We start from the raw sequence: 24,331 nt of genomic DNA, 5'->3' as shown, positions 1-24,331 counted from the left end.
TGTTCTGACCCCTTGAAAAAGTTTAGACGTCTAGACGTAAAAGTGTAGATTTATGAAAGAAAGCAAGGTAAAATTCTCTCAATTTCGAATTCCTTGTCTATTATTTAGGCATTTATCAGTAGGCAAACGTAACGACGTTATCCCTGCTGAGAGTATAGTTTTTAAAAAGAGGCGTCATGGCTAAACATTATTTTACTTCTGAGTCTGTATCTGAAGGTCACCCTGATAAAATTGCTGATCAGATTTCTGATGCAGTACTTGATGCGATTATCGCCCAGGATAAGCACGCTCGCGTTGCATGTGAGACCATGGTTAAGACAGGTGTGGCAATCATTTCTGGCGAAGTCACCACAGAAGCGTGGGTTGATTTGGAATCTATCACCCGTAAAGTGATTACCGATATCGGTTATACCTCATCAGATGTTGGTTTTGACGGTGAAACCTGTGGCATCATGAACTTGATTGGCCAGCAATCACCTGAGATTGCGCAAGGTGTCGATCGTGCTAAGCCAGAACAACAAGGTGCAGGTGATCAGGGTTTAATGTTTGGATATGCAACCAGCGAAACGCCATCACTTATGCCAGCTCCGCTTTATTATTCACATCGTTTGGTAGAGCGTCAGGCTGAAATGCGCAAATCTGGCGTGCTGCCTTGGTTGCGCCCAGATGCAAAATCGCAAGTAACGTTCGTTTATGAAGATAACAAGCCAGTGGCCATTGATGCGGTTGTATTATCAACCCAACATAACCCTGATATCAGCCAAGAAGATTTGTATGAAGCGGTAATGGAAAACATCATTAAGCATGTGTTACCAGCTGAGCTATTAACCAAGCAAACCAAATACTTCATCAACCCAACAGGACGTTTTGTTATTGGTGGTCCGGTAGGTGATTGTGGTTTAACCGGTCGTAAAATCATTGTTGATACATACGGTGGTATGGCTCGTCATGGTGGTGGTGCTTTCTCAGGTAAAGATCCATCTAAAGTTGATCGCAGTGCCGCCTACGCTGGTCGCTATGTTGCTAAAAACATTGTTGCATCAGGCCTTGCTGAGCGTTGTGAGATTCAAGTGTCTTATGCGATTGGTGTTGCAGAGCCGACCTCTATTTCTATTGAAACCTTCGGCACAGGTAAGGTTGATGAAGATACATTGATTAAATTGGTACGAGAGAATTTTGACTTGCGTCCATACGGCATTACCAAAATGTTGGACTTACTGCATCCGATGTATCAAATGACAGCAGCGTACGGCCATTTTGGTCGCGAACCATTTGAAATGACGGTGGGTGATGACAGCTTCACCGCCTTTAGTTGGGAAAAAACCGATAAGGCAGATGCATTACGCGACGCATCCGGCTTAAAGTAAGCCGTTAAAATATATCATTGTTTTAAATAAGCCAGATTCATATCTGGCTTATTTTTTTGTCTTTAATCTAATCATATATTTGCCTCTCTATCTCTTGTTTTTTGCATCCATCGCCCCTATCTTGTAAGGCAGATAGCAGCAATAAGTGTCAATTCAGTGAGCAACAATCGATTCTACCAACCTGGAGCATTAACAACCGGCAGCGAAGTCGCCCTTAGCGATGATGTTTTTGGCCATGTGATCAGGGTACTGCGCTTAAAAACCGACGATATTATTTATCTGTTTAATGGCGATGGTCATGACTACCAAGCGAAGCTGACCCAAGTCAGTAAAAAGCAGGCTTTTGCCCGTATAGAAAACTCGGTTGCCGTGGATAATGAGTCACCATTGCGCATTCATTTAGGTCAGGGCATTTCTCGTGGCGATCGAATGGACTTTACCTTACAAAAGTCTGTTGAACTGGGGGTCAATCAAATTACCCCATTGTTTACCGAGCGTTGTGGTGTCAAACTCAGTGGCGAACGCCTTGAGAAAAAGCGTCAACAATGGCAAAAGATTGTCATCAGTGCTTGTGAACAAAGTGGTCGTGCTCAAGTGCCAGAAGTGATGCCGGCGCAACCGTTATCACAATGGCTGAACGAGAACACCGATGAATTGAAACTAAATCTACACCCCAAAGCACAATACTCTATCTCGACACTACCTATGCAAGCGGATGCGGTAAGGTTACTTATCGGTCCGGAAGGTGGTCTTTCAAATGATGAAATCAGTGACGCAGGACATGCCGGATTCACCGATGTTTTGCTTGGCCCTAGAGTATTAAGAACGGAAACCGCGGCTCTTACCGCGATTACCGCATTACAATGCAAGTTTGGCGATTTATAAAGACAAGCCAACCCTAGTTAGGAATTATTATGACGTTAAAAATTGGCGTGGTTATGGACCCGATTGAAAACATTAATGTCGCGAAAGACTCAAGTCTGGCGATGATGTTGGAAGCACAAAGTCGCGGCCATGAGTTGTACTACATGCAAATGCAGGATTTGTATATGTTGCACGGCGAAGCTCGCGCAAGTGTTAGCAAAGTGACCGTCTTTGATGACGCTAAGCATTGGTATGATATTGAGTCGACAGATGATGTCGCTCTGGCCGATATGGACGCGATTTTAATGCGCAAAGATCCGCCATTTGATACCGAATTTATTTACGCAACATATATGCTTGAGCGAGCAGAAGAGCAAGGCACATTAATCGTTAATAAGCCACAGAGTCTGCGCGACTGTAATGAAAAACTGTTTACTGCTTGGTTCGCAGAATTCACACCTAAAACCTTGGTCACTCGCAATGCAACGCGTATTCGCGATTTTCACGCGCAACACAAAGATGTGATCATCAAGCCGCTAGATGGCATGGGTGGCTCATCAATCTTTCGCATGAAAGACGGCGAAGCCAATGTCGGGGTCATTATCGAAACCTTAACCGCGCATGGCTCTATGTATGCCATGGTGCAAGAATACATGCCAGAGATTGTCGATGGTGATAAGCGTATTCTTATCGTTAATGGTGAGCCTATGCCGTATTGTTTAGCGCGTATTCCTGCACAAGGCGAAACCCGAGGCAATCTTGCCGCGGGTGGTCGTGGCGAAGCTCGACCTTTGTCGGCGTCGGATAAATTAATTGCCGAGACCATAGGCCCAGAATTGAAAAAGCGCGGCTTATATTTTGTTGGCCTTGATGTTATTGGCGATAAAATCACTGAAATTAATGTCACCAGCCCAACCTGTATTCGCGAAATTGAAAAGGCCTATCCAATAAATATTAGTGGTAAATTATTTGATGCAATCGAAGAAATAGTCGCTAACGCCAAGTAACGTATAGGGTTTGTGTTTTTTTGCCTGTTTTGCCTTAAAACAGGCAGCTTGAAAAAATCTGTTTTTAGCGCCATGTTTATTAATAGGCAGAGAGAATTGTTATCGATATTAGCCGGTCATACTCTCTATAAGATAATTTCAAAACACAATGCCTAGCATTTAAGGAGGGGACATGGATAGTTTGGAAAACCATCTATTGATTGCCATGCCAAACATGCAAGACCCTTATTTTCACAAGACAGTAACCTACATCTGTGAACACAATGACCAAGGCGCTATGGGCTTGGTTATTAACGTGCCTGTGCGCATAACCCTTAGTGAATTGTTAAAACAAATAGACGCTGAAAAAGTCACCGCTGGCCGATTAACGCAGCGGGTTCTTGCCGGTGGTCCTGTTGCACCTGATCGTGGATTTGTATTGCACAATAGTCAAGGCGGTTGGAATAGCTCAATGGAACTGAGCTCAGATATTATGATCACCACCTCAAAAGACATTCTTGAAGCCTTAGGGACAGAAAGTGCACCGGATCAATTTTTGGTGACCTTAGGTTATGCAGGGTGGGGCGCTGGTCAATTAGAGCAGGAAATTAAAGACAATTCTTGGTTGATTACACCGGCAGATAAAGAAATTTTATTTGATACACCGGTTGAACTGCGCTGGCAAAAAGCGGCAGAAAAACTGGGTATCGATTTAGGCCATTTATCGACTGATGTCGGCCATGCTTAACCGCTGATGCATTAATAGCCCATGAAAAAATCCCGTACAGTAACTCTGTACGGGATTTTTTAGTATGTGAACCGCTTTGTAACGCTGTAAACGTGGCGGATGAACCAACCCTTTTACTTATTCTGCGCTCAGCTGTTTATCTGGTGTCATTGATGACGTAAGCAATGCCCTAAGTAATGGCGTTAGTGGCCACAACCGCCTTCACCATGAACATGGCCGTGCGCTAATTCGTCTTCGCTGGCATCACGTACTTCGATGATTTCAACATCAAATTTCAAGTCCATACCGGCTAAAGGATGGTTACCATCAACGGTGATTTCTTCTTCGTCCATACCAATAACGATAACCGTCTGTTCGCCTTGGTCCGTTTGGGCACGCAATTGCATACCAACATCAAGATCGTCAATGCTTGCAAATAGCGCTTTAGGTACTGTTTGTACTAAACCGTCGTGGCGCTCACCGTATGCGTCTTCAGCGGCAATATCGACGATAAAGCTGTCACCAACTTGCTTGCCTTCTAGTGCACCTTCAAGACCTGGAATAAGGAAACCTGAACCATGGATAAACGCCAATGGTTTGTGATCGTACGAGCTATCGATTAGGTTTTCATCTTTATCCATAACCGCGTAGTGCATGTTGACAACTTTGTTATTTGCAATTTTCATATTAGATCCAATGTTAATTATGCCGGTTACTCGGCTAATGAATAAGGTAAAGACATCAGCTTAAAGGTGACATCCGTGTGTTCTTTTAAGCGAAATACCGCGTCTGGCTCGGTATCACTAGCGAGTACCGCTTGTATATATAGTTCACCGCTGTCTGCTTGATAATGACTGATAACATTGCCACCACGGCGCCAATTTTCACCCATTTGTAGCTCTAGCATCGCGTCATCTGCAATAGTTACAACTTGGTCGATATGGCCTTGCAAAGCAAATAATGCACGTTTATTTTTACCTAAATATTTCATACGTGCCACTGTTTCTTGGCCCATATAACAACCTTTAGAAAAGCTGATGCCATTAACCAATTGCAGATTGACCATTTGCGGTACATAGTCACCTGCTGCTAGCTCATTTAAGTGGACAAAACCAGACTGAATTTCTATCGCCGTCCACAATGTATGATCATAAATCGGTAACTGACATTGCTTAGCAATATCGTTCAGTTGCGCTTTATCGCTGACCATTAGGTAGCGGTCAAGGCTGCCGGGAATATAGATAATACTGGTGCCTTGCTCAGCAACGACTGGGTTAAAAGAGTCAGGTACTTTGCCAAACTGTTGCTCTAAAAAAGCCACGCCTTGTTGGCCAACCAGTGCCAGAAACGCTAAATCATCAGCTTCATTAATGTCTACTTTGGCAAACACGCCGTACTTTTGCAATTGCGTTAATGAGCTTGGTAAACAGCCTTTACTTTGGATCATTAAACGATCCTGATTATGGGTGATAAGCCTAAATGCTGAAAACATTTTGCCTTTGGCATCACAATGACCACCGATTAATAGCTGTTTTTCAACAAGCTGACTAAGGTCACAGGTAAGTTGGCCTTGCAAATAGCTGTTGGCATCATCACCACTGACGCGAATCGCTGAGATATTATCGGCAACGATGGCGAAACTTTCGGGTAACTGCTCTAGCGCTGGGTGCTGAGATTGAAGATTCATAGGCATATACTAAGGTTATGATAACTTGCTTTGGTTATCTTTGTTTAACTACTGTGGCTATTAATAGGGGCGATAGTCATAAAAATCAAGGATGTTGGTGATATTTGTAGTCATAAAGCATAGCAAGGGCTACAATAGCGCCAATTTTTCTCTTCGCAGTGGGGGCACAATGTCTTTATCACATAACAAAGCAAGATTACGTTGGGCTTGTCGTCGTGGCATGTTGGAACTAGACGTGCTGTTTTTACCTTTTGTAGACGAAGCCTGGGATAATTTAAACGACCAGCAAAAAGTGGATTTCGACCGTTTACTTGAATGTGACGATCCTGAGTTATTTGCTTGGTTTATGGGACATGAGGAATGCAAGGATGAAGCACTCAATGCCATGGTACAACACATTCTCAAGCGAGTTAAAGTATAAGCTTAATTTCCAAAAATCGGTCAATTCGAGACGATATATAGCGGTGGTGATGAGCGGATTTTTTATCACCACCTTTGCCTTATTAGCTACCAGTCAGCCGTTACAATCTTTCTCTATCACATTTGCCATGGCGTTTATTGTGGCAATAACCAGCGCCGCCATGTGCTTTTATATCGTCTCTAGCTCTAGCCTCAAAGGTGTTTTTTATGCAGATGATTCAGGTAATTTACGCGCACTAGATCATAAACTAGAGCAACAGTTTAGCATTGCCCCTGGTAGTCGAGTATTACCTTATGGCTGCTTACTTTTGTTGCAACAGATAACCTCTACCTCGTCTCTTGGCGAGTCGAAGGGGCATGCCATGCATCGCTATTATGTATTTAGCGATGCTTTATCTCTGGCTGAATATCGGCATTTATGTCGTTTAGTGATTGGCGCAGGGAGAGCTGCAAACAAACTAGACAAGTAAAATAACAGCAATTGTCGTTAACTACTGGCGTCGTCTACTTTTGCTGGCTGGGCGATGTCACCATTACTGCTGGCTAAAATGGTTGGTCCGGACTTGCTACACTGCTCAGGGTAATCGAGGGTATAATGCAAACCTCTCGATTCTTTGCGTTCCATCGCGCTTAAGATGATCAGCTCAGCCACTTGCACTAAGTTACGCAGCTCTAACAAATTATTACTGACTCGGAAATTCTTATAATATTCGTGAATCTCCGTTTGTAATAAATTGACTCGATTTAGCGCTCGTTCTAAGCGTTTTGTGGTGCGAACAATGCCGACATAATCCCACATAAATAATCGCAGTTCGTGCCAGTTATGTTGAATGACAACCTCTTCATCAGAGTTGGCAACACGGCTTTCATCCCAGGCTTTTATTTTGTGAATTTTGGCTTTGACGTTCAATTGGTTTTTTATTTGTTCAGCGGCAGAGCGTGCAAATACCACACATTCAAGCAATGAATTACTGGCCATGCGGTTCGCACCATGCAAACCGGTATATGAGACTTCACCAATTGCATATAAATTGCTGACATCGGTTTGGCCAAATCGGTCGGTCATCACACCACCACAGGTATAATGCGCCGCAGGCACCACCGGCAGTGGCTGTTTGGTCATATCAAAGCCAAGTTTTTCGGTGCGTTTATATATGGTTGGAAAGTGCGACTTAATAAAGTCTTCATCTTTATGACTGATGTCGAGGTACATGCAGTCTGCACCAAGACGTTTCATTTCATAATCAATCGCTCGCGCAACCACATCACGAGGCGCAAGTTCGGCACGCTCATCAAATTCGGGCATAAAACGAGAGCCGTCTGGGCGGCGTAAAATAGCGCCTTCGCCACGTAAGGCTTCGGTAAGTAAATAGGTACCGGCTTGTGGATGGAACAAGCACGTTGGGTGGAATTGATTAAATTCCATATTGGCGACTCGACATCCTGCACGCCATGCCATAGCGATACCATCGCCACTGGCAATGTCTGGATTGGATGTGTATTGATACACCTTAGACGCACCACCTGTCGCTAAGATGGTCTTTTGCGCATGCACCGCTTCTACTTTTTCAGCGTTACGGTTCCACACATAAGCGCCAATGCACTGGCGATCGCCCTGAATTGTTTTTTGAATCAAATCAACGGCATTAAAACGCTCAAACACACGGATACGTGAATGCTTACTTACTCGCTCAGCCAGTGTCAGTTGTACTGTCTTGCCGGTTGCATCTGCCGCATGAAGAATGCGACGGTGGCTATGGCCGCCTTCACGCGTTAGGTGATATTGCGCCTGTCCTAGCTCATCGGTTTGTTGATCAAAGTCGACACCTTGATCAATCAGCCATTCCATTGCCGACTTAGCATTTTGTGCGGTAAAAGAGACGATATCACGATCACAAATACCGTTACCGGCAATCAAAGTGTCTTCGACATGGGATTCAATCGAGTCGTTTTCATCAAAAACAGCGGCAATACCGCCTTGGGCATAAAAAGTAGAGCCTTCATTAATAGGCCCTTTACTTAATAAAATGACATCGGCGCTGGCAGCCAGTTTCAATGCCAAAGTCATTCCGGCAGCGCCACTTCCAATTATCAGAACATCGCAGTTATGTTGCTGTTTCATACGGTTTTATTATCGTTACTTGTGATCGAGGCAATTTTAACTTACTTTAAGCGCTAAAGGCAAAAACACACAGTATAGGTCATCGAAAATAAAAAAATTTCAGCTTTAGCGAACTTTTTCAAAAATGCCCAGTCCTAACCAATGTGTTTGTGATGAGCCAACAAGCTAAGTTGATAAAAGCCAGTAGCAAAGTAGTACCGTGGCCACACCCAGAACGTTAGCAAATAATAATGGGTAACAGGTTGCACGGCTTGGCCAGTCAGAAGTAAGGAGAAACGGCTCGGATGAGCAAACAGAATGTCGACCAGATGTTGGTAGAGCAGGTTCAACAGGGTGATAAGAACGCTTACAACCTGTTAGTTCGAAAATACCAGCAGAAAGTGATGAATCTGGTGTCGCGTTATGTAAAGAATCAGGCCGATGTGGCTGATGTAACTCAGGAAGCATTTATAAAGGCCTATCGTGCCTTAGCAAACTTCCGGGGCGACAGTGCATTCTATACTTGGTTATATCGCATTGCGGTGAATACGGCTAAAAACCATTTAATGGCAAGCAGTCGCAAACCACCAGGCAGCGATGTTGAAGTAGAGGAAGCCGAATTTTACGATAGCGGAGATGCCCTAAGAGAAAATGCATCACCAGAGCGCTTGCTTTTAACGGAAGAAATCAGATCAATGATTTTTAAGACCATAGAGCAATTACCTGAAGAATTGCGCATTGCAATTAATCTAAGGGAAATGGATGGTCTGAGCTATGAAGAGATAGCCGAAGTTATGGATTGCCCAGTGGGCACGGTTCGTTCACGAATCTTCAGAGCTCGAGATGCAATTGATAAGAAAGTTCGTCCGTTAATGCAAAGATAGCTAGCGAATGAGTGTAAATTTAGCGTGCAAAGGTGACAAAATAGCCTTTGCAGATAACAATAAAGGTAACGGTTGCTAAACTGCTGGTTAACTTTTCAATGAAAACGCAGTAAGATTTAAGCAACTATATATGTGAGTATAGGTATGAGTGATAATAAGTTTGAAACAGTATCATCGTTACTTGATGAGCAGAGTGTCGATACAGATACACTCGATCAATTAAAACACGATGATAGACTGGCGCAGACCTACGGTCGTTATCAGCTGTATGGTGATATCATGCGCAATGAAAGCGCTGATTTTATCGACAATGAATTGGCCGATGACATTGCTATGGCAATTGCTGCCGAGCCTACAGTGTTGGCTCCTAAAAAATCCTCAAGCCTACAACAGTGGGCGAAAGCTAAGGTTGTTCAATTGGCCAAACCTGTCGGCCAAATGGCTATTGCCGCATCAGCAGCCGGTTTGATGGTGCTAGGTGTGCAACAGGCCAATACCAGCGATGATAAGCCACTTACTCCAACTCAGGTATGGCAACCATTACCTATTGGTGGTGTCGCTGACCCGGTGAGTTATAACTACCCACAACCAAGCATTGGTCAACAACGCCAGCAAGCAGCCGATCATCACAAAAAGCTGCAGTCATTGCTAAATGATCATCAACTGCAAATAAAAATTCAAAACAGCGAAACTGCGGAGCAGCAACAAACCGTTAATCCGCAAGGCGCTGGCCATTAATTAATGAAAAAACTTTATATTTTCCTGATGGCGGCGCTACTGGCCGCCAACGCGCATGCCGAGCAGGCGCCTTCTCTTCCACAACCTGCAACCTCAGAATCAGAAAACGAAGCCAATAACGACGCTAGCGAAGAAAGCAAAGCCACTGCTCAGCAGTGGATGGAACGCTTAAATCAAGCGATGCGCACACTCAATTTTGATACCTCATTTGTTGTTGTCCGGAACAACCGAGCTGAGCCATACCGTTGGCTGCACGGCATCAAAGAAGGGGAGCAATTGGAGTTGATCACCTTACTCAATGGTGCTCGACAAGAGGCAATCCGTTATAACTCAACGGTGAGTTACTTTGAACCTGATCGTGTTCCCTATTCGGTGCAAAGCAATACGATTCGTGGGCCGATACCTGCGTCTTTGTATACCGATTACAGCCTATTGCAACAGACTTATCGATTTATCTTAGTGGGCAAAAGTCGCATTCTAGGACGTCAGGCGCAATTAATTCGCCTTGAAAGCAAAGATAAAAATCGCTTTGGTTACTGGCTGTGGCTCGACGCCGAAACAGGATTAATGTTGAAAATTGCGGTCGTCTCTAAGGATGCTGAGATTTTAGAGCAGATTCAGTTTACCCATTTGCAACTAAAAGACGATGCCACTGAGCTGTTCGCGCAAATGCAGGAAATCAGCTTACCTAAATTGGTTAACGACAATAGCGCCGATGTGAGTCTGCCGTGGACGGTAACCTATCTACCCAAAGGCTTTGAGCAGGTCAGTTCACAAATTAGATACATCGCCAAAATTGGTGAGCGCGTACAAGCGATGATGTTTAACGACGGCTTAGTCGATGTTTCAGTGTACGTTACACCAAGTGCGGAACAACCAAGAGCGGCGACGGTAAATCAAACTGGCGCGACGGTATTATTGTCTTTGTTACGCGAAGGCCATGAAATAACCGTGATTGGTAAAATCCCTGCGAAAACAGCAGCGCATATTGCAGAGTCGGTGGTTTTTAATTAAACCACGGATTTTATGTTAAACTAGCGCATCTGCAAGACTACGCGAACTGGCTAAACAAACCTTAATGATTGAAGAAACCGCATTTGTCACCCGTATTGATGGCGCTCGTGCTGACGTTGAAAGTCAGGTGAAATCGAGTTGTCATGGCTGTCAGCAACAAGATAATTGTGGCAGCGGCCAGGTGGCTAAAGCGTTTCCTCATCGCCGTATGACGCTTACCGTTGAACATAATATCAACGATCTTCAGGTCGGTGATGAAGTGGTTATCGCCCTTGATGAAAAATCATTAATCAGCAGTGCTGCGGTGGTCTACTTATGGCCTTTAATGGCGTTGATATTGGGTGCTGCCGTGGCGCAACTGTATTTGGTAGAGCAACTTGGTATGGCTGAGCCATGGGCATTATTGATGGCGTTAAGCTGCGCCTATATGGGCTGGTCTTTAGCTAGGCGACAGCAGCGTGGCAAATTAAATCAGCAAAACTTACAACCCAAAATACTGCGTCGTTGTCATGACAAGTTGATCACAAAGGTCAAAATTGAACCCGCCAACAGCGATAAATCAATCTAATTAACGCCTCGCCAGCGTTGCTTATCAATAAATACTTACAAACTTTTAATTAGCGCCCTGTTGATAATTAATGTAAAATTCGCGCTAAGAATATTTATTAACCTATTTTAAGACGATAGCGAGACAAAATCTTACCTCTGGAATGGTTTTTGTCGATTAAATCGAACGCTTTAAAAATATTATGGTCTTAAAAGCTAATATGAAAAAATTAATGTAAATGAAGCATATACGCAACTTTTCAATTATTGCCCACATTGACCATGGTAAATCAACGTTATCCGATCGTTTGATTCAATTTTGTGGTGGCCTAGCGGATCGTGAAATGGAAGCTCAGGTTCTTGATTCCATGGATATCGAACGTGAACGTGGAATTACCATCAAAGCGCAAAGTGTCACCTTAGACTACAAAGCCAAAGATGGCGAAACTTATCAACTTAACTTTATCGACACACCGGGGCACGTTGACTTCTCATACGAAGTATCGCGTTCATTAGCAGCCTGTGAAGGCGCACTGTTGGTTGTTGATGCGGGTCAAGGTGTCGAAGCGCAAACTCTTGCCAATTGTTACACCGCCATCGAAATGGACTTGGAAGTTGTTCCGATTCTAAACAAGATTGACTTGCCACAAGCCGATCCTGATCGTGTCAGTGAAGAAATCGAAGATATCATCGGTATTGATGCCACCGGCGCGGTGCAATGTTCAGCAAAAACCGGTATTGGTATTGAAGAAGTTCTAGAAAGCATTGTTGCCAATATTCCCCCACCAGTTGGCGAGACCGAAGACAATCTGCAAGCGCTGATCATCGATTCTTGGTTTGACAACTATCAAGGCGTTGTGTCCTTGGTTCGTGTTGTTAATGGTGAAATTAAAAAAGGTGACAAGATGACCGTTATGTCGACGGGTCAAAGTCACATCATTGATAAAGTCGGAATTTTCACACCAAAGCAAACCGATACTGGCATTTTAAAAACCGGTGAAGTTGGTTTTATTATCGCGGGTATTAAAGAGATTCATGGCGCACCGGTTGGTGATACCTTGACTTTAACGCGTCATCCGGCAGAGCAACAACTACCGGGTTTCCAAACCGTTAAGCCGCAAGTATACGCCGGTATTTTCCCGATAAGTTCTGATGATTTTGAAAATTTTCGTGATGCGTTAAACAAGTTAAGTCTGAATGATGCGTCATTATTCTTTGAACCAGAAAGTTCAGGTGCCCTTGGTTTTGGTTTCCGTTGTGGTTTCCTTGGCATGTTGCACATGGAAATTATTCAAGAACGCTTGGCGCGTGAATACGACCTTGACCTTATCACCACAGCACCAACGGTAAACTATGAGATTTTGACCACAGATGGTCAGGTATTGACCATAGATAACCCTGGTGATTTACCTGCGGTTAATAACATCGATGAAATTCGTGAGCCAATTGTTGAGGCCAATATTTTGGTACCACAGGAGCACCTTGGTAATGTTATTACCTTGTGTGTTGAGAAGCGTGGTGTGCAAAAGAACCTGACTTATCATGGCAATCAGGTTTCCGTTAAATACGAATTGCCAATGGCCGAAGTGGTTATGGACTTTTTCGACAAATTGAAGTCTACCAGTCGTGGTTACGCATCGTTGGATTACAGCTTTGTTCGCTTCCAAGCATCAGACATGGTGCGTTGCGATATTCTAATCAATGGCGATCGCGTTGACGCATTAGCTATGATTACTCACCGTACCAATTCGGTATCACGAGGTCGTGAGTTGGTGGACAAGTTGAAAGAGCTGATTCACCGTCAAATGTTTGATATCGCAATTCAAGCAGCAATTGGTAACAACGTTATTGCCAGAACTACGGTCAAGCAACTGCGTAAAAACGTTATTGCAAAATGTTACGGTGGTGACGTTTCTCGTAAGAAGAAATTGTTGCAAAAGCAAAAAGAAGGTAAGAAGCGCATGAAGCAAGTAGGTAACGTTGAAGTACCTCAAGAAGCGTTTCTGGCAGTATTAAAATTAGGGAAATAAAACAATATGGCAGCCTATTTTTCAATTTTGTTGGTGCTGGTGACAATGATCACCGGTTTTGTCTACGTGTTGGACAAAATGCTATATGCACCTAAACGCAAAGAAAATCTCAAAGCGACACAGCAGCAGTGCGCACAGCCTTTAGATCAGGCTGCCGTTGATAAAATTTTAACGCCCAATGCTTGGATAGATACCTCAGTACAGGTATTTCCGGTTATTGCTTTTGTTTTGGTTTTGCGTTCGTTCCTGTGGGAACCGTTCCAAATTCCATCGGGTTCGATGATGCCAACGTTATTGGATGGCGACTTTATTCTGGTTAATAAGCACACGTATGGTTTGCGTGATCCAATCGCCAGAAATAAATTCGTCGAAATGGGCGCACCAGAGCGCGGAGACGTTGTGGTATTCAAATACCCAATGCAGCCACAAATAGATTACATCAAGCGTGTTATCGGTTTGCCAGGCGACCGCATCATTTACAAAAACAAATCGCTATATATTCAGCCAAAGTGTGTTGATAAAAGCCAACCATGCCCGAAAATGACGCAGGTTTTAACTGACTTTAAACAAACCGGTGAATACTTCCACAACGGTATGGCACTGACTCGTTATGAGTCGCGCATGGGTGAGAAAACCCATGAGATTTTGATCAACAACAACACGCCGGCGCAAACCATGCGCTTTTTCAATCAGCCGGGCCGCAATAAAGGTGAATGGCTGGTACCAGAAGGCGAGTACTTTGTTATGGGGGATAATCGCGATAACTCTCTTGACGGTCGTTTCTGGGGCTTTGTGCCTGAAGAAAACCTGGTAGGTGAAGCGGTAGCAATCTGGATGAGCTTTGACTTTGAACGCAATGAAAGTGATTTCTTGCCGACATGGATCCCAACTGGCGTTCGTTTTTCTCGAATTGGCGGTATTGAATAACTTGAGCAAATCATTGTTAATGCAGCAACTGCAGAAAAAACTAGGTTACCAGTTTAATGACCAAAAGTTACTGGTCACGGCCCTGACGCATCGCAGCGCCAAAGGCGACAACAATGAACGTCTGGAATTTCTTGGTGACTCTATTTTAGGCTATATCATCGCCAGAGCATTATTCGATCAATTTCCGCAAGCATCGGAAGGTGAATTGACTCGTATGCGCTCAACGTTAGTGCGAGGCGTAACCTTGGCAGAACTTGGCCGTGACTTTGAGTTAGGTGAAAGTTTGGTGCTTGGTCCAGGCGAGCTAAAAAGCGGTGGTTTTCGCCGTGACTCGATACTCGAGGACGCCATAGAAGCCATTATCGGCGCAGTGTTCCTTGATTCTGATATGGACACTTGCCGCGATTTAGTGCTCAGTTGGTTTACACCAAGGCTGGCACAAATTAGTCCGGGACAATCGCAAAAAGATCCGAAAACACGCTTGCAAGAATACCTACAAGGACGAAAGTTGGCGTTGCCTAAATACGACGTTATCGACACCAGTGGTCAAGCTCATAATCAGCAGTTCACGGTCAGTTGTCAGGTCGAGTCGATCAAAAATGCTATTATTACCAAAGGCACATCTCGCCGTAAGGCTGAACAGGCCGCCGCAGAGCAGGCGCTGGAGCAGTTGAATGTCAAATAATGAAAATTACTGTGGTCTGGTGGCAATTGTCGGCCGACCAAATGTAGGTAAATCAACACTACTTAATGCCATGTTAGGGCAGAAAGTGAGTATTACCTCGCGTAAACCGCAAACTACCCGTCATCGCATTCTAGGTATCCTTACCGAAGGCAATCGTCAGGCGGTATTGGTAGACACCCCAGGTTTACACCAAGAAGAAAAGCGCGCCATTAACCGCTTAATGAATCGTGCGGCATCAAGTTCAATTGCCGAAGTTGAATTGATCATCTTTATGGTCGAAGGCACGAATTGGACTGATGACGATGAAATGGTGCTGGGCAAAATTCAGCAGTCAAAGCGCCCGACCATTCTTGCCGTAAATAAAGTCGATAATGTTCAGGATAAGGAAGAGTTATTACCTCATCTGCAACAGCTCGCAGCTCGCTATGACTTTCAAGAAATTGTACCAATCAGTGCCACCAAAGGTGATAAAGTTGGTCGCATTCGCGAGATTTGTCTGGAAAGCTTACCGCAAAGTGATTTTTGGTTCCCAGAAGATTACATTACCGATCGTTCGTCTCGTTTTATGGCGTCAGAAATTCTGCGTGAAAAGCTGATGCGATTTACCGGTGATGAATTACCGTATTCAACCACCGTTGAAATAGAGCAGTTTCGTTCCGATGAAAAAGGCATATTGCATATCAACGCCCTAGTTTTGGTTGAGCGCAATTCACAAAAGCGTATGGTCATCGGTAACAAAGGCGAAAAGATGAAAGTTATTGGTCGTGAAGCACGCCGTGACATGGAAGAGCTATTCGAGCGAAAAGTCTATTTAGAAACTTGGGTTAAAGTGAAATCCGGTTGGGCTGATGACGAGCGTGCGCTACGTAGCTTGGGCTACGGGGACGATTACTCCGGTTAATTTAGATGAGGAGTAAGCCAGTGCAATTGCAGCGAGCTTATTTGCTGCATTCCAGACCATATCGCGATAACAGTCGCTTACTCAATCTGTTTACCGAAAATGATGGCCATATCGGCGTCATCGCCTATACCTCATCCAGTGGCAAGAATGCCAAAGCAGGGCAGCTGCAACCCTTTGCAGCGCTCGAGCTTGAGCTCAAAGGCGATGCATCGCTAAAAACCTTATCCAAAGTAGAGCGCGCTGAAAAAAGCCTAATGCTGCAGCAAGAGTATTTATACAGCGGCTTTTATTTGAATGAGCTTTTGGTTCGCTTACTTCCTGAAAATATAGCCGCTAACGAACTTTTCTATCTTTACGCGCAAACCCTAAATGCCCTTGCTGATGGTCAGGCGATGGAACCATTATTGCGTCGTTTTGAAATGACCTTGTTGCAAGAGTTAGGGCAGGGCATCGATTTCTCTGAGTTACAGCAGATGGCAGAGGCTCTGGACGTGCCGACAGAGGGGCATGTTGCCCAGCCTGATGCCGGCTATTCATCAGGCAATGAATTATTTTATCATTACCGCTCACAAAGTGGTTTTGTGGTTGCGGATAACAGCAAAGAAGCCCGCTATGCCAGCTCACATTTGCAACAAATTGGGCTTGGTAATTTATCCCAACCAGACGTATTATTGACGTGTAAGCGTTTGATGCGACAAGTATTAAATCAACAATTGGGCGATAAACCACTGCACAGTCGCAGTTTGTTCGCCAGTCATTTAAACAAAGGCAAAAAATGAACGATATTTTATTAGGTGTTAATGTAGATCATATTGCAACCTTGCGTCAGGCGCGCGGTACAACCTATCCTGATCCGGCACATGCCGCGGCTGTTGCTGAGCATGCGGGCGCTGACGGTATCACCATTCACCTTAGAGAAGACCGACGTCATATCTGTGATCGTGATGTTGACGTGATGGCGCATACCATTCAAACGCGCATGAACTTGGAAATGGCGGTAACCGACGAGATGCTCGACATTGCCTGTCGCATTAAACCTGCGTTTGTTTGCCTAGTACCAGAAAAACGTGAAGAGTTAACCACCGAAGGTGGCTTAGATGTCGCAGGGCAACTGGATAAAGTCAGCGCCGCGGTTAAACGTTTAGCGGATGCAGGTATTACCGTCAGTTTGTTTGTTGATGCGGATACCGCGCAACTTGATGCCTGTCAGCAAAGTGGTGCACCTTTTATTGAAATTCACACCGGTCATTATGCAGATGCAGAAACGGAAGCTGAGCAAATGGCAGAACTGGCGAAAATTGAGCAAGGTGTGGATTACGCCGTGTCGTTGGGTTTAAAGGTCAATGCAGGACATGGTTTGCATTACTTTAACGTTAAGCCGATTGCTGCCATAAAAGATATTATTGAGCTAAATATTGGTCATGCGATTATTGCCCGTGCCGCCATTGACGGCATGGACAAAGCGGTACGCGATATGAAACGTTTGATGGTTGAAGCTCGTAGCCAAAACCTATAATTAAGGAGACGCAGGTGTCAGTACTGGGCATAGGCAATGACATTGTTGAAATTGAACGCATTGCATCGATGAGTGAGGCGGCGCAAGAGCGACTGGCCAAACGCGTGCTCACCGAGCGTGAATATCAGCGCTACCTGTCTCTTAATTTTAAGGCTCCTTATTTAGCCAAACGCTGGGCAGGTAAAGAAGCGGCGGCGAAAGCCCTTGGTCGTGGCATTGCCGATGGTGTTTCCTTTCAGCATTTTGATATTGTCAGTCTTGACTCGGGGCAACCAACACTGCACTTAACCGGTCGCGCTGAGCAAATTGCAATGCAGATGGGTGTTGCGTCAGTGCACATTAGTTTGTCCGATGAAAAACACTACGCCATGGCGTTTGTGGTACTTTCCCGTTAAGCAGCAGAATACGCTAATAAAAACCAATACAGCCTAAAGCAACACAAATTATGACCTTAGCGGTTATGGTTTGTGTTTATGCGACTCGATACTCTTTTCGACTTTTTGTAAAAAGTCTTGTTGATGGGTCATGACCGATTCGATTTGATCAAACAACTCAAAAAACTCCGGCTCTAGATCCGCTAATATCGCCCCTTTCTTAATTTGCGTTTCAATATCATTGACAACCTTTTCAAGTCGCGGAATACCTACATAGCAACAGGCGCCATTTAGCTTGTGAATCAAGCTGGCAATACTGGTCAAATCGTCGACGTCGATATAGTGGCGTAACTCAACCGTGGTCTGCTCTAATGAATCGAGCAACATCTTAAACATCTCCAGCGCCAATTGTGGATTGGTACCACTGCGTTGCAATGCTAATGGCCAATCAAACACCGGTGAAGTTGGCCCAACATCGACCATACCTTGCTCATGCTCAACCATGGTTCTTTCCATACGTGGCGCAGCAAACGTCGGTGCGTATTCAAAAATGATGTGTTCGAGTAAGCCTTCATCGATGGGTTTTGCTAAATAGCTATCAAAGCCATCTTTAATGAATTTTTCTTTTTCACCAGGCAGGGCGTGCGCGGTAACAGCGATGATTGGCGTATCCACATTAAGCGTGTTATCACGGATTTTTTCCATCGCCATGCTGCCGTCCATAATCGGCATTTGTACATCCATTAGGATCAGGTCGTATTTATGGAAACGACATAGCTCCAGTGCCGCACGGCCATCAGTGGCGGTATCTAAGTCACTGACTTTTTGTTTAAGTAAGCTCATTAACAGTTTAAGGTTGGCTTCGTTATCATCAACCGCCAATACCTTCATATTGGTTAAATCTTCGCTGTTGTTATCACCTAAGGCGATGGCTTCTACATCCGTGTCTGGGACGCCAAGCAAGGCACGTCGTAAGTTTTTATAGGTTATTGGTTTACTGATCACGTCGCGAGCGCCGGCTTTGATAAAGGTCTCTTTCATTTTAAGTGATGAAGAGTTAATCGCTAACGTGGTACGCGGTATAACGCTGGCAATGGATTCTGTTAGCGCCTTAATATCACCGATATTGACCGGCGACACTTGGGTGCCAATCAAAGCATAATCGTATTTATGAGCGTGCAGTATTTCCACTAAACGAGACATTTCACTGACTTCAACAACATCCATATGCCAATGCTTGAGTTGGCGGCTGATCGCTGAGCGGGTATTGTGCTGCGGCTCGTAAAAGAGAATGCGTTTTTGCTCAAGCTCAAACGGCTCGATAATGGCATCAACCGGCAATTGGTTAATGCTACTGTGGAAACTGAACTTAAAGGTAGACCCTTGGTGAATTTTACTGATGTAGTTAATATCACCGTCCATTTCATTGGCCAACCGTTTGGCAATGACCAAGCCTAAACCGGTACCACCATATAGGCGAGTGATACTCTTATCGGCTTGGTTAAACGCCTCAAATAACGTTTCGGCTTGCTTGTCAGATATACCAATACCGGTATCGCGAATGTCGGCGGTAATAAAAATGTCTTCTTCGTCAAGCAACTCATAATCAATATCGACAGCGACATGGCCTTGCTCAGTAAACTTGATGGCGTTACTGATCAGGTTGATAAGTACCTGCTTAATACGCAGCGCATCACCAATCAATGAGTTGGGCATGGTTGGGTTGATATTAATCGAAAATTCTAAGCCCTTGTTATTGGCTGACTCTGCTAACAATGCCGTGGCTTCATCAATGGCTTCACGAAAACTAAATGGCACTTTTTCCAGCGCCATTTTGCCAGAGTCGAGTTTTGAAAAGTCGAGAATATCGTTAATGATCGATAATAGGTTGTTGGCTGAATTTTCAATGGTATATAAGAATTCTTGCTGGTTGGTATCGAGCGGCGTTTTATACAACTGTCTGGTGAAACCAATAACACCATTTAATGGGGTACGCAGTTCGTGTGACATATTGGCAAGAAACTCAGACTTTACTTGGCTCGCTTCAACCGCGCGACGTTTAGCAAGTTCAAGCTGAACGTTTTGTGTTTCGAATTGCGATAAGTTTTGTCGCATTTCACGAGTAGACGACTCGATGTTCATTTCCATGTCCCGTTGGAAGTCACCCATGGTTTGCGACAGGTTATTAAGACCTAACCTTAATAGATCGACTTCCCCCTCGAACTTGCCGGAAATTTTTGTTCCGGCCTCACCATGGCGAATATTGAGAATGGCTTTGTTTAGCTCTTCCACCGGTCTTGATACAAAGCGAACGATATTATGCCCAAAGGCAATTGAGATAAGTACGGTAACAACGAATGCGGCAAACGAAAATGCAAAGGCGGCTCGCATTTCCGCCTGATATGGTAATTTACTGACTTCAAAGACCACGTAGCCCAAGTAGTTATAGCGAAAGTCGAGTCGGCCTTCACCTAAACCTTCTTTAACCATAGGTACGTAGTAGAGATAACTGTTTGGGGTTTGATAAACGCGGCTGTTCTGATAATTACCAGGTTCTGGTTCGCCAAAGGCACGCACCATAAGGTGTTCTTCAGGGTGAAACGTCGGTGTTGCATTGTATAATACGGTGTCGTCATCGGCGATAATCGCCAAGTTTTTAAGGATGCCGCTGTGACGAGATAACACGTATTGGTAGATCGGATGCAAATTTTCCAGCTTGCCTGATTCTATGATCAAACGGGTCTGCATGGTCAGTACATCAACCAAGGCTCCGGCTTTGTCTTCGATATGTTCATCAACGGTGACATAACGGTCCCAAGCGTAAAATAAACTAAGCCCGGAGCCGACAAAAAGCAAAGGAATAACGGTAAACAGGATAACCCAATCCCTGAGCGTTATTTTCATAATAATTTTACTCTATACGTGTTAAACTGATACTTTTAGCTGCGAGTCTATAATGACAGTTTTTGCAGCAAAGTCATAGCAAAAATACTCTGTAAAATTAAATGGTTAAAATTTATAAACCGAAAAAAGCCAAGGCCCTTGATAAGCAAACTCTGCAGCTGACAATCGAGCGGCTTGATATCAATGGTGATGGTGTTGCCCGTCATCAGGGAAAGCCTGTATTCGTCAGTAATGCTTTGCCCTCAGAAGTGGTTGAGGCGAAGGTTATTGAGCAAAAATCAAAATACCTCAGAGCTGACAGTAAAAAAATACTCACCTCAAATGCACAGCGGGTTAGCCCTGAATGTCGCCACTTTTATCAATGTGGAGGCTGTAATTTGCAACATCTCGAGTACCAAGCGCAGCTTGATTTTAAACAGCAAAAAGTAAGCGAGCTATTTCGTCGTAATACCAAGCTTGAGCAATTGCCTTGGCAAGCGCCCTTAGTTGCCAAGCCTTGGCATTATCGCCGCAAAGCGCGAATTGGTGTGCAATATGACCGACAAGGCCAAGTAACCTTAGGCTTTCGCAAAAAACAATCGAATGTATTAACGCCAATCAAGCAGTGTTTGGTATTGCCACAAGACGTCAGTGATGTATTTGTGCCGTTGCAACAGGTATTGCAAAAACTAAGCCCATCCAAAGCCATTGGTCATTGTGAGTTTATCGCTGCCGATCGTCATGTCTTGGTATTGCGTACATTAAAAAAATTGTCAGCGAAATCCATCGCCTTGTTATCGGCATTCGGCCAACAGCAGCAGCTGCAAATTATTTTGCAAGATGAGCAAGGCATCAGCACACTCGATGGCGAAGAAGTGGCTGATTTGTGGTTTCAAATGCACGGTTGCCAATTGTCTTTTTCGCATAACGATTTTTTACAGGTGCATGGCGAACTAAATGCGACAATGGTGCAGCAAGCTATGAGTTGGTTAGCACTTGAACAAGACGATCGGGTGGTTGATTTGTTCTGTGGATTTGGTAATTTCAGTGTGCCGATGGCAAAACAATGCCAGCAATTAGTGGGCGTTGAAGGTGTCGATAGCATGGTTGAACGCGCTCAAAAAAATGCTGAGGCCAATGATTTGCGCCATTGTGACTTTTTTCAAGCAGATCTTAACGATGAAAACGTGCCTTGGCCGTGGCTTGACCAATACCCAGTCGGGCATTTTAATAAATTGTTACTTGATCCCGCGCGAGCCGGTGCATCTGGTGCAATAAAACGAATCGTCAGCATGGCGCCTGAGGTGATTGTTTATGTTTCTTGCGATGCCGCGACCATGAGTCGTGACAGCGCCGAGTTACTTAACAATGGTTATCGACTCGAGAAAATTGCGCTTATGGATATGTTTGCGCAAACCCGTCATGTGGAAACCATGGCGTTATTTGTAAAGAATAAATAGGAACTCCAATGGTATCTGTTCGTAAATCTCATCAGCTATCAGCCGAAAATTTTGAAAGTTACTTGTCTGATTTAGCCCTAGCGAAGGACAAGGCGACCAGTTTGGAATCGGCTTTTAGTAAGCTCAAGCCATTATTTGCTGAGCATCTAACCTGCCAAAGCAAAGCTCTGGAAATGGTGGAGATCCTCGCAGGCCTAAATATGGATAGTGATTCATTAGTCGCTGCCATGTTGGTTCCCTTGTTGGAGCATCAGGTAATAAACCTCGAGTGGGTGCAAGAGCAGTTTGGTAACAACATTCATACCTTAGCAAGCGGCGTGCATCAAATGGACGCCATTCGCAGTTTACAGCAACCCTTAGGTACGCGCTTTGCTAGTGGACAAATAGATAATATTCGTAAGATGTTATTGTCTATGGTTGAAGATGTCAGAGCGGTGGTGATCAAGCTCGCTGAACGAGTATGTAACCTTAAAGATGTTAAAAATTCTGAGGAAGACGTTAAGGTACTTACCGCCAAAGAAACCGCTAATATCTATGCACCGTTAGCCAACCGCTTGGGTATTGGCCAAATCAAGTGGGAATTGGAAGATATCTCGTTCCGCTATTTGCATCCTGATACCTATAAAACCATCGCCAAATTACTCGATGAAAAGCGTCTTGATCGCGAGCAATATATGATTGACTTTGTGGCCGGCGTACAGCAACAACTGGACAATCTTTCGATCAAAGGCACCGTCTATGGTCGACCAAAACATATTTATAGCATTTGGAAAAAAATGCAAAAAAAATCGCTCGACTTTGATCAACTGTTTGATGTCAGAGCGATTCGCGTCATCGTCGACCAGCTACAAGATTGCTACGGTGCACTAGGCGCGATACATACCTCATGGAAACATTTGCCAAGTGAGTTTGATGATTATGTAGCGACGCCAAAAGCGAACGGCTATCAGTCAATACATACCGTGGTGTTGGGCCCAGCGGGTAAACCAGTTGAAGTGCAAATACGAACCCAGCAAATGCATGATGATGCAGAACTAGGTGTCGCAGCGCATTGGCGTTACAAAGAAGGCTCTGCGTCAGGTAAAGCCGGCGGTTTTGACGAAAAAATTAATTGGCTACGCAAACTGTTGCAATGGCAAGAAGATGTACAAAACTCCGATGAATTAGTGGATGAGATCCGCAATGAAGTGTTTGAGGATCGCATATATGTATTCACCCCAAATGGTGATGTCATTGATTTACCAAACGGCTCAACACCATTAGATTTTGCTTATTACATTCATTCAAATGTAGGACATTGCTGTATTGGCGCCAAAGTCGATGGTCGTATCGTACCATTTACCTACAAACTCCACACCGGTGAGCAGCTAGAGATATTAACCAGTAAAAAGCCAAATCCGAGCCCCGATTGGGTGAACCCATCTTTGGGTTATATCCATACCGCGAGAGCTCGCTCAAAAGTACAAAGTTTCTTTAAATCACAAGATCGCGAGAAACATCAACAAATTGGTAAAGAGCAATTAGAGCAAGAGTTACTTAAAAACAACCTGCAAGATGCTGACCTAAAACCGGCATTTAAGAAATTTAATGTTAAAGCTTTAGCGGATTTGCAAGCCGCAGTTGGTTCGGGTCATGTTAAAACCATTCAAGTTATTAACCTGCTAAATGCCATCGTTAATCGCAAAAAAGGTAAAGATGAAGTCGATCCTAAATTGCAGATTCGTCAAAGCAATGAAAAGTCGCGGGTCGACAAAAATGGCATTACGGTGTCTGGTGTGGGTAACTTATTAACGCATATGGCCAAATGCTGTCAGCCAGTGCCTGGTGATGACATTCTTGGTTTTATTACACAAGGGCGTGGTATCAGTGTCCATCGCAATGATTGTGAACAGTTAAAACATGCCTTGGAACAATCCCCTGAGCGTCAGGTTGAAGTTCAGTGGGGTAAAACCTCAGAGCAGAGCTATCAAGTCGCGATCAAAATTATTACTGGTGAGCGACAGGGCTTGTTGCGCGATGTAACCACAATCATAGCCAATGAAAAAGTGAATGTTTTAGACATGTCTTCCCGCAACGACACCAAGTTAAGCTGCAATGAAATGATGTTTAAATTGCAAGTGGCAAATTCAGATGTATTGTCTCGTTTGCTCAATAAACTGGATCAACTTGACGATATTATCAGTGTTAAACGGATGCGCAATTAATGACTCAAAGTAACCTG

The 24,331-nt window shown here is 44.3% G+C and carries 23 protein-coding genes; 19 read left to right on the top strand and 4 right to left on the bottom strand.

From position 1 onward, the window contains the following. Positions 1-176: 176 nt before the first annotated feature. The 4 genes from metK to HII16_RS15190 all read left to right on the top strand — a co-directional run bounded on the left by metK (position 177) and on the right by HII16_RS15190 (position 3,965). A complete protein-coding gene (gene metK, locus HII16_RS15205; protein ID WP_169131454.1) occupies positions 177-1,367 on the top strand; it encodes a methionine adenosyltransferase in 1,191 nt (396 codons plus the stop codon). A 156-nt stretch (positions 1,368-1,523) separates the two neighbouring features. Beyond that, complete coding sequence (gene rsmE, locus HII16_RS15200; protein ID WP_169131452.1) at positions 1,524-2,252, top strand: 16S rRNA (uracil(1498)-N(3))-methyltransferase; 729 nt, start codon at positions 1,524-1,526, stop codon at positions 2,250-2,252. A gap of 29 nt (positions 2,253-2,281) precedes the next feature. Continuing rightward, a complete protein-coding gene (gene gshB, locus HII16_RS15195) occupies positions 2,282-3,238 on the top strand; it encodes a glutathione synthase (protein ID WP_169131450.1) in 957 nt (318 codons plus the stop codon). Between the two features lie 172 nt (positions 3,239-3,410). Then, the gene (locus HII16_RS15190; protein ID WP_135439323.1) at positions 3,411-3,965 is read left to right on the top strand and encodes a YqgE/AlgH family protein; all 555 of its coding nucleotides are present in this window, start codon (positions 3,411-3,413) and stop codon (positions 3,963-3,965) included. Positions 3,966-4,147: 182 nt separating this feature from the next. Here the strand turns inward: HII16_RS15190 and HII16_RS15185 are convergent, their stop codons facing one another. Further along, on the bottom strand, positions 4,148-4,630 hold the full coding sequence (locus HII16_RS15185) for a peptidylprolyl isomerase (protein WP_169131448.1): 483 nt from the start codon (positions 4,628-4,630) through the stop codon (positions 4,148-4,150). A 26-nt stretch (positions 4,631-4,656) separates the two neighbouring features. Further along, positions 4,657-5,631 (bottom strand): tRNA-modifying protein YgfZ, encoded by a 975-nt coding sequence (ygfZ, locus tag HII16_RS15180; protein ID WP_169131446.1) that lies wholly within the window; start codon positions 5,629-5,631, stop codon positions 4,657-4,659. A gap of 169 nt (positions 5,632-5,800) precedes the next feature. Here ygfZ and HII16_RS15175 point away from each other — a divergent pair, with 169 nt between their 5' ends. After that, on the top strand, positions 5,801-6,052 hold the full coding sequence (locus HII16_RS15175) for a succinate dehydrogenase assembly factor 2 (RefSeq protein WP_135439326.1): 252 nt from the start codon (positions 5,801-5,803) through the stop codon (positions 6,050-6,052). After that, positions 5,985-6,521, top strand: coding sequence for a protein YgfX (locus tag HII16_RS15170; RefSeq protein WP_348981433.1), 537 nt, complete (start codon positions 5,985-5,987; stop codon positions 6,519-6,521). The genes HII16_RS15175 and HII16_RS15170 overlap by 68 nt, the downstream gene beginning before the upstream one ends. A 17-nt stretch (positions 6,522-6,538) precedes the next feature. Here the strand turns inward: HII16_RS15170 and nadB are convergent, their stop codons facing one another. Continuing rightward, positions 6,539-8,173 (bottom strand): L-aspartate oxidase, encoded by a 1,635-nt coding sequence (gene nadB / locus HII16_RS15165; RefSeq protein WP_169131442.1) that lies wholly within the window; start codon positions 8,171-8,173, stop codon positions 6,539-6,541. 284 nt (positions 8,174-8,457) lie between these two features. Between nadB and rpoE the strand changes: the two genes are divergently transcribed. The 11 genes from rpoE to acpS all read left to right on the top strand — a co-directional run bounded on the left by rpoE (position 8,458) and on the right by acpS (position 17,788). Continuing rightward, on the top strand, positions 8,458-9,036 hold the full coding sequence (gene rpoE, locus HII16_RS15160) for an RNA polymerase sigma factor RpoE (protein ID WP_135439331.1): 579 nt from the start codon (positions 8,458-8,460) through the stop codon (positions 9,034-9,036). A gap of 144 nt (positions 9,037-9,180) precedes the next feature. Further along, entirely contained in the window at positions 9,181-9,774 is a 594-nt protein-coding gene (locus HII16_RS15155; protein WP_169131440.1) for an RseA family anti-sigma factor, read from the top strand. Between the two features lie 3 nt (positions 9,775-9,777). Then, positions 9,778-10,788, top strand: coding sequence for a MucB/RseB C-terminal domain-containing protein (locus tag HII16_RS15150; protein ID WP_169131438.1), 1,011 nt, complete (start codon positions 9,778-9,780; stop codon positions 10,786-10,788). A 64-nt stretch (positions 10,789-10,852) separates the two neighbouring features. Beyond that, on the top strand, positions 10,853-11,356 hold the full coding sequence (locus HII16_RS15145) for a SoxR reducing system RseC family protein (RefSeq protein WP_169131436.1): 504 nt from the start codon (positions 10,853-10,855) through the stop codon (positions 11,354-11,356). A gap of 217 nt (positions 11,357-11,573) precedes the next feature. Then, the gene (lepA, locus tag HII16_RS15140) at positions 11,574-13,364 is read left to right on the top strand and encodes a translation elongation factor 4 (protein WP_135439336.1); all 1,791 of its coding nucleotides are present in this window, start codon (positions 11,574-11,576) and stop codon (positions 13,362-13,364) included. 6 nt (positions 13,365-13,370) lie between these two features. After that, a complete protein-coding gene (gene lepB, locus HII16_RS15135; RefSeq protein ID WP_169131434.1) occupies positions 13,371-14,291 on the top strand; it encodes a signal peptidase I in 921 nt (306 codons plus the stop codon). Positions 14,292-14,310: 19 nt separating this feature from the next. After that, positions 14,311-14,976 carry a ribonuclease III gene (gene rnc, locus HII16_RS15130; RefSeq protein ID WP_169131568.1) on the top strand — a complete coding sequence of 222 codons (666 nt, stop codon included), beginning with the start codon at positions 14,311-14,313 and terminating at the stop codon, positions 14,974-14,976. Then, positions 14,966-15,877, top strand: coding sequence for a GTPase Era (era, locus tag HII16_RS15125; protein ID WP_169131432.1), 912 nt, complete (start codon positions 14,966-14,968; stop codon positions 15,875-15,877). The genes rnc and era overlap by 11 nt, the downstream gene beginning before the upstream one ends. Before the next feature lie 20 nt (positions 15,878-15,897). Further along, the gene (gene recO / locus HII16_RS15120) at positions 15,898-16,656 is read left to right on the top strand and encodes a DNA repair protein RecO (protein WP_169131430.1); all 759 of its coding nucleotides are present in this window, start codon (positions 15,898-15,900) and stop codon (positions 16,654-16,656) included. Further along, positions 16,653-17,393 carry a pyridoxine 5'-phosphate synthase gene (pdxJ, locus tag HII16_RS15115; RefSeq protein ID WP_169131428.1) on the top strand — a complete coding sequence of 247 codons (741 nt, stop codon included), beginning with the start codon at positions 16,653-16,655 and terminating at the stop codon, positions 17,391-17,393. The genes recO and pdxJ overlap by 4 nt, the downstream gene beginning before the upstream one ends. Before the next feature lie 14 nt (positions 17,394-17,407). Further along, positions 17,408-17,788 carry a holo-ACP synthase gene (gene acpS / locus HII16_RS15110; RefSeq protein ID WP_169131426.1) on the top strand — a complete coding sequence of 127 codons (381 nt, stop codon included), beginning with the start codon at positions 17,408-17,410 and terminating at the stop codon, positions 17,786-17,788. 63 nt (positions 17,789-17,851) lie between these two features. On the opposite strand, the gene barA is transcribed toward acpS, so the two are convergent. Continuing rightward, a complete protein-coding gene (barA, locus tag HII16_RS15105; protein ID WP_169131424.1) occupies positions 17,852-20,671 on the bottom strand; it encodes a two-component sensor histidine kinase BarA in 2,820 nt (939 codons plus the stop codon). A gap of 101 nt (positions 20,672-20,772) precedes the next feature. Between barA and rlmD the strand changes: the two genes are divergently transcribed. Beyond that, on the top strand, positions 20,773-22,110 hold the full coding sequence (rlmD, locus tag HII16_RS15100; protein ID WP_169131422.1) for a 23S rRNA (uracil(1939)-C(5))-methyltransferase RlmD: 1,338 nt from the start codon (positions 20,773-20,775) through the stop codon (positions 22,108-22,110). A gap of 8 nt (positions 22,111-22,118) precedes the next feature. After that, positions 22,119-24,314 carry a GTP diphosphokinase gene (gene relA / locus HII16_RS15095; protein ID WP_169131420.1) on the top strand — a complete coding sequence of 732 codons (2,196 nt, stop codon included), beginning with the start codon at positions 22,119-22,121 and terminating at the stop codon, positions 24,312-24,314. The last annotated feature ends 17 nt before the right edge of the window (positions 24,315-24,331 follow it).

Origin of the sequence: Thalassotalea sp. Y01 (assembly GCF_012932945.1) — a bacterium.
GTDB lineage: Bacteria > Pseudomonadota > Gammaproteobacteria > Enterobacterales > Alteromonadaceae > Thalassotalea_A.
This window is presented reverse-complemented; position numbering and strand designations above follow the sequence as displayed.

Excerpts from the sequence above, each read along its gene's own strand:
- era (WP_169131432.1), top strand. The coding sequence starts at position 14,966 with ATGTCAAATAATGAAAATTACTGTGGTCTGGTGGCAATTGTCGGCCGA.
- lepB (WP_169131434.1), top strand. The coding sequence starts at position 13,371 with ATGGCAGCCTATTTTTCAATTTTGTTGGTGCTGGTGACAATGATCACC.
- rlmD (WP_169131422.1), top strand. The coding sequence starts at position 20,773 with ATGGTTAAAATTTATAAACCGAAAAAAGCCAAGGCCCTTGATAAGCAA.
- HII16_RS15170 (WP_348981433.1), top strand. The coding sequence starts at position 5,985 with ATGAGGAATGCAAGGATGAAGCACTCAATGCCATGGTACAACACATTC.
- HII16_RS15150 (WP_169131438.1), top strand. The coding sequence starts at position 9,778 with ATGAAAAAACTTTATATTTTCCTGATGGCGGCGCTACTGGCCGCCAAC.
- nadB (WP_169131442.1), bottom strand. The coding sequence starts at position 8,173 with ATGAAACAGCAACATAACTGCGATGTTCTGATAATTGGAAGTGGCGCT.
- gshB (WP_169131450.1), top strand. The coding sequence starts at position 2,282 with ATGACGTTAAAAATTGGCGTGGTTATGGACCCGATTGAAAACATTAAT.
- relA (WP_169131420.1), top strand. The coding sequence starts at position 22,119 with ATGGTATCTGTTCGTAAATCTCATCAGCTATCAGCCGAAAATTTTGAA.
- HII16_RS15145 (WP_169131436.1), top strand. The coding sequence starts at position 10,853 with ATGATTGAAGAAACCGCATTTGTCACCCGTATTGATGGCGCTCGTGCT.
- HII16_RS15155 (WP_169131440.1), top strand. The coding sequence starts at position 9,181 with ATGAGTGATAATAAGTTTGAAACAGTATCATCGTTACTTGATGAGCAG.
- HII16_RS15185 (WP_169131448.1), bottom strand. The coding sequence starts at position 4,630 with ATGAAAATTGCAAATAACAAAGTTGTCAACATGCACTACGCGGTTATG.
- rnc (WP_169131568.1), top strand. The coding sequence starts at position 14,311 with ATGCAGCAACTGCAGAAAAAACTAGGTTACCAGTTTAATGACCAAAAG.
- lepA (WP_135439336.1), top strand. The coding sequence starts at position 11,574 with ATGAAGCATATACGCAACTTTTCAATTATTGCCCACATTGACCATGGT.
- pdxJ (WP_169131428.1), top strand. The coding sequence starts at position 16,653 with ATGAACGATATTTTATTAGGTGTTAATGTAGATCATATTGCAACCTTG.
- ygfZ (WP_169131446.1), bottom strand. The coding sequence starts at position 5,631 with ATGAATCTTCAATCTCAGCACCCAGCGCTAGAGCAGTTACCCGAAAGT.
- HII16_RS15190 (WP_135439323.1), top strand. The coding sequence starts at position 3,411 with ATGGATAGTTTGGAAAACCATCTATTGATTGCCATGCCAAACATGCAA.
- barA (WP_169131424.1), bottom strand. The coding sequence starts at position 20,671 with ATGAAAATAACGCTCAGGGATTGGGTTATCCTGTTTACCGTTATTCCT.
- rpoE (WP_135439331.1), top strand. The coding sequence starts at position 8,458 with ATGAGCAAACAGAATGTCGACCAGATGTTGGTAGAGCAGGTTCAACAG.
- HII16_RS15175 (WP_135439326.1), top strand. The coding sequence starts at position 5,801 with ATGTCTTTATCACATAACAAAGCAAGATTACGTTGGGCTTGTCGTCGT.
- metK (WP_169131454.1), top strand. The coding sequence starts at position 177 with ATGGCTAAACATTATTTTACTTCTGAGTCTGTATCTGAAGGTCACCCT.